Origin of the sequence: Mitsuaria sp. PDC51 (genome assembly GCF_900113225.1) — a bacterium.
GTDB lineage: Bacteria > Pseudomonadota > Gammaproteobacteria > Burkholderiales > Burkholderiaceae_C > Roseateles.
In genome coordinates this window covers 168,515-179,629 of sequence record NZ_FOZE01000004.1, presented here as the reverse complement: position 1 = coordinate 179,629, position 11,115 = coordinate 168,515, and the positions used below count along the sequence as shown (strand labels likewise).

General features: G+C 68.0%; 6 protein-coding genes. 4 read left to right on the top strand and 2 right to left on the bottom strand.

Going from position 1 to position 11,115, the window contains the following annotated elements; translation table 11 throughout:
• Nucleotides 1-253: 253 nt before the first annotated feature.
• From BM393_RS24780 to BM393_RS24770, 3 genes are all read left to right on the top strand, one after another.
• Nucleotides 254-6,010 (top strand): alpha-2-macroglobulin, encoded by a 5,757-nt coding sequence (locus tag BM393_RS24780; protein ID WP_175538503.1) that lies wholly within the window; start codon nucleotides 254-256, stop codon nucleotides 6,008-6,010.
• Nucleotides 6,007-8,235 (top strand): penicillin-binding protein 1C, encoded by a 2,229-nt coding sequence (pbpC, locus tag BM393_RS24775; protein WP_254783605.1) that lies wholly within the window; start codon nucleotides 6,007-6,009, stop codon nucleotides 8,233-8,235. The genes BM393_RS24780 and pbpC overlap by 4 nt, the downstream gene beginning before the upstream one ends.
• A 126-nt stretch (nucleotides 8,236-8,361) precedes the next feature.
• On the top strand, nucleotides 8,362-8,667 hold the full coding sequence (locus tag BM393_RS24770) for a hypothetical protein (RefSeq protein ID WP_091734163.1): 306 nt from the start codon (nucleotides 8,362-8,364) through the stop codon (nucleotides 8,665-8,667).
• Between the two features lie 62 nt (nucleotides 8,668-8,729).
• Here BM393_RS24770 and BM393_RS24765 read toward each other — a convergent pair whose 3' ends face one another.
• A complete protein-coding gene (locus tag BM393_RS24765; RefSeq protein WP_175538502.1) occupies nucleotides 8,730-9,305 on the bottom strand; it encodes a GNAT family N-acetyltransferase in 576 nt (191 codons plus the stop codon).
• A 185-nt stretch (nucleotides 9,306-9,490) separates the two neighbouring features.
• Here BM393_RS24765 and BM393_RS24760 point away from each other — a divergent pair, with 185 nt between their 5' ends.
• A complete protein-coding gene (locus tag BM393_RS24760) occupies nucleotides 9,491-10,156 on the top strand; it encodes an SET domain-containing protein (RefSeq protein ID WP_254783604.1) in 666 nt (221 codons plus the stop codon).
• Nucleotides 10,157-10,302: 146 nt separating this feature from the next.
• On the opposite strand, the gene BM393_RS24755 is transcribed toward BM393_RS24760, so the two are convergent.
• Nucleotides 10,303-11,052 (bottom strand): UPF0149 family protein, encoded by a 750-nt coding sequence (locus BM393_RS24755; protein ID WP_091734157.1) that lies wholly within the window; start codon nucleotides 11,050-11,052, stop codon nucleotides 10,303-10,305.
• Nucleotides 11,053-11,115 lie beyond the last annotated feature (63 nt).

Genomic DNA, 11,115 nt, shown 5'->3' with positions numbered 1-11,115 from the left:
CAGCGCCGATGATAGTGCGGATTCCCGTGTGAAAGTAGGTCATCGTCAGGCTAATATCCGGCAAACCCCTCGATTGGAAACAGTCGAGGGGTTTTGCATTTGGGATGCCGCTCTCCGGCATCTCTCCGATCGTCAATGATGCGCTGAACACCCGGCCGACTTTCGGGGGATGCGATGGCCCCTTTTGTGGGGCTGTGTTTTCAGTCTTGCGCGAAATAGACTGCTTGCTCGTCCGGGATTCCGAGGAGCGAGTGTGTATCGAGCACGAAAGACAGCGAGCTTTTTGCAGCTGGCGCTACTGGCATTGTTTTCGATCGGCGCGTCCTGTAACGCGGCCGAAATTGCGTCCGTTTCTCCTCAAGGAGAAATCGCTACGGTTCAGAACGTTGTCGTTCGTTTCAAGGCTGAGGTCGCACGTATCGGAGATCCCCGATTGCCTAGTCCTGTCGAGCTGCGGTGCGACGGCATCGACGTCGCCGGCACAGGTCGATGGACTAACGAGCGCGAGTGGATCTTCGACTTCTCCCGTCCATTGGCCGCCGGCGCGAAGTGCGTTGTCACCGCGCGCGCCGATTTCCGCCCCACCGCGCGCGGAGCGACACCGGGCTGGTCCGGCGCTCAACAGTTCATGTTCCAGCTGAGCGCGCCAACCGTGCGACAGGTGAGGCCATGGGAAGGCGGGCGCATCGAGGAGGATCAGCGTTTCCTGCTCCAACTGTCCGGAACGCCGCGCTTGGACACGGTCGCGCCCAACATGTGGTGCGAATCGAAGGCACTTGGTGAGCGCATTCCCGTGGAGCTGCGGCCGAATGCGGAGCGCGATGCAGCACTTCGAACCGTCGGGCAGCGGCATACCGACAGCGAGATCTGGATTCTTGTTGCATGCAAACGACCGCTGCCAGCAGGCGCGGATGCCAGTCTCGTTTGGGGGCCCGGGATTACTGGCGCATCCAACGCGGCGGTACGTACACGTGGGGAGCGGCGGTTGCACTTCTCCGTGCGTCCTCCCCTGACGGCGGACTTCTCTTGTGAACGTGAGCGCGCGAATGCGCCGTGCCTACCGGTGCGTCCCCTGTCGGTGTCCTTCTCTGAGCCGATCGTCAGAGAGCAAGCGCTCAAGGTGAGGCTGAAGGGCCCAGGCGGTGTCAGCCTGTCGCCGGTTCTGCCGACAGATCAGGATCAGGATTCGACGAACGCGTTGTCCTCGTTGCGCTTTCCTGCGCCACTGGCCGAACAGCAGGACTATGTCCTGGAGCTCCCTCCTGGCATCAAGGACGAGAGTGGCCGAACGCTCTCGAACGCTGCGAGTTTTCCGATGAAGATCCGGACCGCCGCCGCGCCTCCCTTGGCCAAGTTCGCGGCGGCACCTTTTGGCATCGTGGAGTGGGAATTCAAGGGCCCCAGCCTCGTGCCCCTGAGCATGCGGCACGTGCAAGCGGATCTGCAACCGCGTTCTGGCGGACATCTACGCATCAAGCGCATCAGCGACGACGTTGACATCCTTCGTTGGTACGGTCGGCTGCACAAGCAGAACGAATGGGAAGACCGCAAGTCCGAATGGTTGAAGGGCGCGGCGGATCTGCAGTCGATGACGGTACCGCCACCGAATCCGGACAAGGCGATCGACGTGATCGGCATTCCGCTGTCGCAACCGGGCTATCACGTGCTCGAGCTGAAGTCGCCGAAGCTCGGACAATCGCTGCTCGACCCCGTTCAGCCGATGTTCGTCCGGACCGGAACCCTGGTCACCAATCTCGGTCTGCACTTCAAGCTGGGAAAAGACGATAGCCTCGTCTGGGTGACCTCGCTCGATGGAGGTCGTCCGGTCGAATCGGCGCAGGTGTCGGTGTATGACTGTCGGGGCAAGTCCCTGTGGACGGGGCGGACCGACGCGCGAGGACTTGCAAGCATCGATCGCCCCAACCTCGATGCGGATCGAGGGCGTGGCGAGTGCATTGCCGAGTCGGGGCTCTTCATCACGGCGCGGCTTGATCAGCCTGGTAAGCCGCAGGACATGGCCTTCATGTTCAGCGGTTGGAGTCGTGGCATCGAGCCGTGGCGTTTCAACGTGCCCGTCGCCTGGGGTTCTGAACGCGCCGCACGGGCGCATACGGTGACCGATCGGCCTCTCCTGCGGGCCGGTGAGACGGTCTCAATGAAGCATTTCTTCCGTCTGGAGACGGTCCAGGGTCTCTCCGACCCTTCTGCGGATCAACTGCCAAACAGGCTGAGGATCCAGTTCGAAGGGACGGGCGAGGATGTCGCCTCGCTGGACCTGCGCTGGGAGGGGGCACGCTACGCCGTGAGTTCCTGGAAGGTCCCCGCGGACGCGAAGCTGGGACGCTATCGCTTCGTGATGGAGCGCAGCGGCGAAACGTCGGGACCGCGGAGTTGGGACAGCGGCGGCGTGAAGGTGGAAGAGTTCCGCGTGCCGCTGGTCGATGCGCGACTGATTCCACCGAAGTCTCCTGCCCCCGGTGCGCAGGAGCAATCCTGGGCGGCGCAATTGAACTTCATGGCCGGTGGTCCGATGGCCAAGGCGGCGACCGAGGTGAGTGCGCTGTTGCAAGCTCGATGGGCCCAGTTTCCAGGATTCGAGGACTTCGTGTTCGATCCTCCCTCCGCGCAGGGGCCGGACAGCGGGAGCGAAAGCGACCCGGGTGATGACGAAGCTCCAGGCGGTCCGGCCGGCACGAGCCGGTTGCTGCTCGACAAGCTCGCCTTGCAGACCGACGCGAAAGGCGGGATCCAGTTCAAGGTGCCGCTGAAGGGCACCGTGGACCGGCCATCCGAGCTGCGCGTGGAGCTGAACTACCGGGATCCCGATGGCCAGACGCACACGCGTGCGGCTTCGCAAGTCGTGTGGCCGGCGAACGTGGTCGTGGGCCTGCGCGCACCGAGCTGGGTCGCCAACGGACAGCCCTTGCAGATCCAGGCGGTGGCGCTGGACACGAACGGCAAGCCGCTCGCCAATCAGAAGATCAGCGTGGGCGCGCGTCAGATCCAGACGCTGAGCACGCGCAAGCGTCTGGTGGGAGGCTTCTACGCCTACGAGCATCAGCGCCAGCTGAAGGACCTGGGAGAGCTCTGCAACGGCAAGACCGACGCCATGGGACTGATGCGCTGCGAAATCAAGCTGAACCAGGGCGGTCAGGTCGAACTGCTCGGTTCGGCGGCGGACGAGGGTGGCCGCACTGCGCGCGCCGCTCGCTCGTTGTGGGTGACGCGAGCCGGTGAACTGTGGTTCGCCCAGGACAACGACGACCGCATCGACGTGATCCCGGAACGCCGTCGCTATGAGCCGGGCGAGACGGCCCGCTTCCAGGTGCGCATGCCTTACCGGGAGGCGACCGCGCTGATCACCGTTGAACGCGAAGGGGTGCTCCACAGCGAGGTGCGGCGGCTCTCCGGGCGTGATCCCTGGCTGGATTTGAAGATCGACCGCAATTGGACGCCGAACGCCTACGTCGGCGTGATGGTCCTTCGGGGGCGTTTGCGTGACGTGCCCTGGTATTCGTTCTTCTCCTGGGGATGGCGCGAGCCGGTCAACTGGTGGCGTGAGTGGCGGGCCTCCGGCGATTACCAGCCGCCGACGGCCATGGTCGACCTGTCCAAACCCTCCTTCAAGTTCGGCATGGCGGCCATCGAGATCGGGCAGGCCAAGCATCGCCTGCAGGTCGAGGTGGTGCCTCAGCAACCCCAGTATGGGGTTCGCCAGAGTGCCCAGGTGAAGCTTCGGGTCACGCAGGATGGCAAGCCGGTCCCCGACGCGCAGATCGCTTTCGCGGCGGTCGACGAAGGCCTGCTGGCCTTGGCACCGAACCCGAGCTGGAAGCTGCTGGAAGGCATGATCCAGAGCCGCGCCTGGGGGGTGACGACAGCGACCGCGCACAGCGAGATCATCGGTCGGCGCCATTACGGGCGGAAAGCGGTGGCGGCCGGTGGTGGAGGCGGCTTCGCCACGCGGGAACTCTTCGACACGCTGTTGGCCTGGCAGCCGGTGGTCAAGCTGAACGCGCAGGGCGAAGCCCTCGTCCAGGTGACGCTGAACGACTCGCTGACGCGCTTTCGGCTGGTTGCCGTCGCGGACGCGCCCGGGCAGCGTTTTGGCACGGGGGAGGGCAGCATCAACGTGAGCCAGGACCTCCAACTGCTCTCCGGCCTGCCGCCGCTCGTGCGCGAAGGCGATCGCGTCCAGGCCATGGTCACGGTGCGCAACGCGACGCAGCGCGCAATGGACTTGCGCGTGAGTCTCAAGGGGCAGGCCAGCCTGGAGGCCGGGGAGCAACCGGTGCCGACGGAAGCACGCCTCGTGAAGTTGGCGGCGGGCGCTGCGCAGGAAGTAGGTTGGGACATCGTGATCCCCGAAGGCGCGCAGCGCATCGTCTGGGAAGCGCAAGCCGAGGAACAGGGCGGTGCGCGAGCCAAGGACGCCATGCGGACGACGCAAGCCGTCCAGGCGGCGGTGCCCTTGCGGGTGCTCCAGGCGACACTGCGTCAACTCGATGGTCCGCTCAGCCTTCCCGTCGCCGCTCCGGCCGACGCCTTGCCGGCGCAGGGCGTCAAACGTGGCGGACTGCAGATCGGGCTTCAGCCTCGGCTGTCGAGCGCGCTGCCCGGCGTCAGGCGCTACTTCGAGCAATACCCGTTCACCTGCCTTGAGCAGCAGAGTTCGCGATTCATCGCCTTGCACGACGACGCCGCATGGGCGGGGCTGATGGGACAGCTGTCCAGCTACCAGGACAGCGATGGGCTCTTTGCCTACTTCCCGCTGTCGCGCCATCTCACCCAGGGGAGCGACGTCCTGACGGCCCATCTGCTGGCCGCCGCGCAGGAGTCGGGGCGCGCCCTGCCTACGACGCAGCTCACCAAGGCGCTCGACGGCCTGGCCGCCTTCGTGGAGGGGCGCATCGAACGTGGGCATTGGTCGCCTCGGCCCGACGAGGAACCGCGGCGCATTGCCGCCCTGGCCGCGCTGGCGCGCCACGACAAGGCGACGGTGCGGCAGCTGGGGACGGTGGACGGCCGCAACCTGCCGAACTGGCCCACCAGCGCCGTCATCGATTGGTTGGTGCTGCATCAGAGGATGGCCTCGGCGCCGGACCGCGCTGCCCAGATCGCCGCGGCGCAGAACCAGTTGCGAAGCCGCTTGAGCTTCGCGGGAACCACGTTGCGTTTCGTCAACGAAGGGGGTGATGCCTGGTGGCTGATGGGCAGCGGTGACGCCACGGCGGCGCGCGCGATCCTCGCGCTGGTCGACGATCCGGCATGGAAGGAGGACCTGCCGCGGCTGGTCGTCGGCGCGCTCGCTCGTCAGGAACGAGGGGCCTGGTTCAATACGACCGCGAACCTCTGGGGGGCCCTCGCATTGGAAAAATTCTCCGCTCGCTTCGAATCGCAGGCGGTGAAGGGGCGAACCGAGGCCAAGCTCGCCACCGCTTCCGCGACGCTGGACTGGACAGGCAAGCCCGGTGGCGGCGAACTGCGTCTGCCCTGGCCCGCTTCGGGCGAGGCCACCTTGTCGGTCCAGCAGTCGGGCGAGGGCAAGCCCTGGGCCACGATCCAGGCCTTGTCGGCCGTTCCCTTGAAAGCGCCGCTGAACTCGGGATACACCGTGAAGCGGACCGTCACGGCGGTGTCTCAGAAGGCGGCGCCGCGTTGGTCGCGTGGCGACGTGATGCGAGTGCGGCTCGAGGTCGAGGCGGCGGCCGACATGTCCTGGGTGGTGTTGAGCGATCCGTTGCCGACCGGCGCCGCCGTTCTCGAGGGCACGATCGACAGCCAGGGAGAACGCGCCGAGGGTGAGGCCTGGCCCGATTTCATCGAGCGCAGCTTCACCGCCTGGCGAGCCTACTTCGGCTATCTGCCGCGCGGTCGACATGTGCTGACCTACACGGTGCGCCTGAACAATGCCGGGCACTTCCAGATGCCGACCACACGCGCCGAAGCGATGTACTCGCCCGACCGGTTCGGCGAGCTGCCCAACGCCACCTTGGAGGTGGCGCCTTGAAGGGGGCCGGCGACTGCTTGCGCGCCCGCTTTGCACGAGCGGCGAAGCGGGGCGCTGTGTTTGTCGCCGGCTTGGTGGGGCTGTTGGGGGGCGCCTGCGCCCAGACGCTGCCCACCTTCGCGCAGACGCGCGCCTCGCATCCGGTGTCGGACTTCCAGTTGCTGGACCGACGCGGCGAGGTCCTGCAGACGGTCCGCTTGGATCCGAAACGTCGCGTCCTCGCCTGGGTGACGGTCGAGCACATGTCGCCGTCGCTGTTGCGGGCCATGCTGTTGTCCGAGGATCAGCGCTTTTACGAGCACAGCGGCGTCGACTGGTCGGCAGTCGCCTCCAGCGCCTGGGCGAACCTATGGAACACGCGTACGCGTGGGGCCTCGACGGTGACGATGCAACTCGCGGGTCTGCTCGACGAGGATCTGGCGCGCCGGGGGGGCCGCAGTTTCCGGCAGAAGCTGGGGCAGGCGTGGGTGGCCAGTCGCCTGGAGACCCAGTGGACCAAGGCGCAGATCCTCGAGGCTTATCTGAACCGCGTGCCCTTGCGCGGCGAACTGGTCGGGGTGCCGGCCGCCGCGCAAGCGCTTTTCGGCAAGCGGGCGAGCGGACTTGACGCGCGAGAGTCAGCGATGCTCGCCGCGATGCTGCGGGGGCCGAATTCGCCGGTGGAGACGATCAGCGCGCGGGCTTGCGGCGTGCTGCAGGCGATGCGTCAGAGCTGCGATGGCCTCGTGGACGAAGTGGGGGCGGTCCTGCGTCGCAAGGTGCTGACGGTGGCCGACGCACCGCAGTGGGCGCCGCATTTCGCCCGCCTCGCGCTCCAGCCGGGCGGACCCGCGGCGCAGCGCAGCACGCTGGACGCCACCTGGCAGCGGGTCGCCGTCCAGTCGCTGCGGCGGCATCTGGCGGAACTGTCCGGTCGACAGGTCGAGGATGGCGCGGTCCTCGTGCTCGACAACGCCAGCGGCGAAGTCCGGGTCTGGGTCGGCTCCAGCGGCAGCCAGTTGTCGGAGTCGGCGCAGGTGGATCATGTGCTGGCCCGGCGGCAGCCCGGCTCGACGCTCAAGCCCTTCCTCTATGAACTGGCGATCGAGCGCCGCCTGATCACGGCGGCGAGCCTGCTGGACGACTCACCGGCCCAGATCGCGACGGCGGCTGGACTCTATCTGCCGCAGAACTACGACAAGCAGTACCGCGGCTGGGTCAGCGCGCGGGCTTCGCTGGGCAGCAGCCTCAACATCCCGGCGGTGCGGCTGTCGCTGATGCTCACGCCGGAGGCGGTTTTCGAACGTCTCAATGCCCTCGGGCTGCGCTTGCCTGAGACGGGCGGCTTTTACGGTCCCTCGCTGGCCTTAGGCAGCGCGGATGTCACCTTGCTGGGGCTGACCAACGCCTACCGAGCGCTGGCCAACGGCGGCAGGTATGCCGACGCGGCGCTGCCGGGCGGGCAGCGGGCGGCGGGCGGCAAGCGCGCATCGTCCCGTCAGGTCGCGGACCCCAAGGCCAGCTTCATCGTCGGCGACGTGCTGGCGGACAACAACGCGCGGGCGCTCACCTTCGGCCTGTCCAGCGCGCTGGCCTTGCCATTCCCGGCGTCGGTCAAGACGGGTACCAGCAAGGACATGCGGGACAACTGGTGCGTCGGCTGGACCAGCCGCTACACCGTGGGCGTGTGGGTCGGCAACTCCAGCGGGGAGGCGATGCAGCAGGTCTCCGGTGTGAGCGGCGCCGCGCCGGTCTGGCGCGAGGTGATGCTGGCCTTGCACGCGGGACGGTTGCCCGAGTCGGTCGATCCCCCCCGCGGGGTGGTCGCTCGGCAGACGCGATTCGACAGCGCGCAGGAGCCGCCGCGACGGGAGTGGTTCATCGCCGGGACCGAACAGGCGGTGATCCAGTCCGCCGGCACGGCCGTCGCGCTCAGCAATCCCGCCGACGGGGCAATCTACGCCCTGGATCCGGACATCCCGCCGGCAGCGCAGCGGCTTCGTTTCGCCCATGAGGGGCGGCTCGAACGCGGCGCGACGGCCAGATGGCGCCTCGATGGTCGCGTCATTGGCCAGGGGGCAACGCTGGACTGGCTGCCGATGCCGGGGCGTCATGAACTCGCGCTGCTGGACAACCGCGGGCATGTGCTGCAGCAAGTCCGGTTCGAGGTGCGCGGTGCGGGGCTGCGAGCACCCACGCGCCGCGGGGCGCCGCAGGCCGGTGCCGGCGCCTCCTCGCCGGGGTGAACCCATCCCGCCTGACCGCAAGTCAGCCGCTCCAGGGCGCAATTCGTCGCCAGCCTCTAGCGGCGAGGGGGCTGACTTTCGATACTCCACCATCGACGCCAAGATCCAGATTCGCGCGGGGAGACCATGCAGAGCCGACAACGACAAGCGCAGACCGCCCACCGGCATCCTCTGGCCCTGCTGGGGGCCGCCCTGCTGGGCGTTGCCTTGCTCCTGCCCGCCGCTCCAGCGCAGGCCAGCGAGGTCGTCAAGCTGGCTCGCCTGCTGATCACCGGCAAGCGGCAGCCCAGCCGTCCGCCAGCCCCCCAGCCCGCGGTTCCCGACCGCAGCACCGACAGCTCCTCCCAACCGCAAGGCCGCGCCTCCGACGGTGACTTGCATGCGCAAACCCAGCGGCGCAGCGCCGAAGGCGCGCTCGTCTCGATGGACTGATCGCACAGGGCGCGCGCCCCGGGCCGGCCCGGACAAGCGGCGCCGCGTGGCGCCGCCTGATTTCATCCCTCGGAGCGTTCCATCACCGGCGGCCGCGGATGCAGGCGCGCCATCGTGAACGCATCGACGTAGCGACCCTCGCGAAGCGCGAAACCGCGCAGACGCCCCTCGTGCTCGAAGCCGAAGCGCTCGTACAACCGGATCGCCCGCAGGTTGTCGACGAAGACGGTCAACTCGATGCGTTGCAAGCCCAGCCAGTCGTCCGCGTGACGCACCAGCGCGTCCATCAGCGCCGAGCCGACGCCGCGGCCGTGCGCGTCCGGATGCACGCCGATGCCGAGCATCATCGCGTGACGACGGCGGGCCTGCGGACCGACCGGATGCAAGCCGGCGGACCCCACCAGGCGGTCGCCATCGAAGGCCAGCAGCACCAGTTCGCCGCTGCTGGTGTCGGGCGCCTTGCCGAAGCGCTCCTGCCACTGCAGTTCCGAGGGGTAAGGCGTCTGCAGCAACCAGGGTTGCACGCCGGCATGGCCCATCAGCCCGGCATGGGCGCGAGCGTCCTCGACGCGCGGGCGCCTCAGCGTCAGGCCGTCGGCGATCCTGAGGTCGCGGGGGGAAGGGGGCGGGGTCTGCATCGGGGTCTCCTGGTGGGGTGAAGGACCGAGGGCGGAAAGCGACAAGGCCCGCGGGTAACGCGGGCCTTGTCGGGGGGAGTCGGGGATCCAGGGGGTGGACGTCGAGGTCCGGATCCGTGGGGAGGGTCTACCGCGATCGACGCTGCCCCGGCTGGCGTGCGCACAGGTGCGCATGCATCAGGCACATGCAGCACGGCTGGACGACGAAGACGGTGCGGTTCGCGAGGGACATGCGGGCCAGTATCTTGGACGTGCGTCGCGGCCGTCAACCGCGAACTTCCGGCGGCGCCCGGCGGCGAGTGGCAACGGCGCGACAATGCGCCTTTCCCGATTCTCCGCGGCCAGGACCGCGCCTCGTCTTCATGCCTCGACTGAGTTCCGTCGCTCCCGTCCCCGCCGCTGCCGTTGCCACCGAGGCACCGGCGCGTCGCAAGGGCGAGCCGCAGCCGGCCGAGCGCTTTGCGCTCACCGTGGACAAGAGCCCGATCGATGGCCTGGGCGTGTTCGCCGCCGAGCCGATCCCGGCGCGACTCAAGATCGGCGAGATGCGCGGCGAAATCGTGCCGGTGCGCGAGGCCCGCCGGCGCATCGAGGGTCGACGCCGCATCCACGTCGTCGAGGTGACCGACAAGACGGCGATCGACGCAACGAAGTCCGACTGCGCGCTGCGCCACGTCAATCACAGCTGTGCGCCCAACGCGGTGCTGCGCATCCGGCAGGGACGGGCCGAGTTCTACGCGATCCGCGACATCGCGCCCGGCGAGGAGATCTGCGCCGATTACGGCGAGAGCCATCACGAGGGGCGATTGCGTTGCCGCTGCGGCGCGCCGAATTGCAAGGGCCGGCTCTGACGCTGAAGGCGCGCCGGGCCCTGGGAAGGACGAACCGCGCGGGCAGGCCGAGGTCGAACCAGGCCGTCGAGGCCCCTCCGCCGGCACCATGAACAACGCCGGCGCGAGGCCGGCGTTCGGTGGTCGGTGTGATGTCCGTGTGAGGCTCAGTGCGTCGAGTCGTCGCCCGCCAGGCCGGAGATCGCATCCTTCAGCACCCGTTGCTGCATCCAGAACAGGCGCAGGTCCTGCACGGTGAAGAGCATGTCGTCGATCAGCGCGTTCTGGTCGATGCCGTCCGGTTCTTCATAGGCCTTCTCGATGTAGGCCGCGCGCGGCGTCGAGTCCGCCGCCAGCGTCACCGCCTCGACCGCCTCCAGCATCAGCCGCAGGTCGTCGGCGCCGTCGCCGTCGGGCAGCGTCCAGGCGTGCGTGTCCTCGACCGCCTGCAGGAAGCCCTGGGCCCACATCGCGCCGGGCGCGGGCATGCGCTCCAGCAGTTCGGCGGTGATCGCGCCTTGCGCGACCAACTCGGCCTTGGTTTCCTCATCGAATTCGGAAATCAGCGGCGTCAGGTGCATCTGCTCCGGCGCCTCCAGCAGCGGCTGCGGCTCGAGGCTGTCGCCGATCTCGTTCCAACGCACGTGCAGCGCTTCCATGAACGCGTCGGTCAGGTCCTCCTCGTCCAGGCCGGCGGGCCAGTCCTCGCCGAACAGCGCGTCCATCGCCTGGATCGGCGCGGCGTCCGAAGGGCCGACGCGCAGCGCGGTCAGGTAGCCATCCAGCGTGTCCAGCGTGATCGCCGGGGCATCCGGATCAGCCTGGCCGGCCAGCACGGCCAGCAGCTCGCCGAGGCGCTGCGCGTTCTCGACGTCAATCGAGTCGCCGAACTCGTCGGCCATCGGGGTGTCAGTCATTGCTACTCCAGTTGCATGAAACGACAAGGGCCCGACCGGGGCCCTTGAAGAAGAGGGTTCGTC

Excerpts from the sequence above, each read along its gene's own strand:
- BM393_RS24765 (WP_175538502.1), bottom strand. The coding sequence starts at position 9,305 with ATGCAGACCCCGCCCCCTTCCCCCCGCGACCTCAGGATCGCCGACGGC.
- BM393_RS24755 (WP_091734157.1), bottom strand. The coding sequence starts at position 11,052 with ATGACTGACACCCCGATGGCCGACGAGTTCGGCGACTCGATTGACGTC.
- BM393_RS24760 (WP_254783604.1), top strand. The coding sequence starts at position 9,491 with ATGCAGCACGGCTGGACGACGAAGACGGTGCGGTTCGCGAGGGACATG.
- BM393_RS24770 (WP_091734163.1), top strand. The coding sequence starts at position 8,362 with ATGCAGAGCCGACAACGACAAGCGCAGACCGCCCACCGGCATCCTCTG.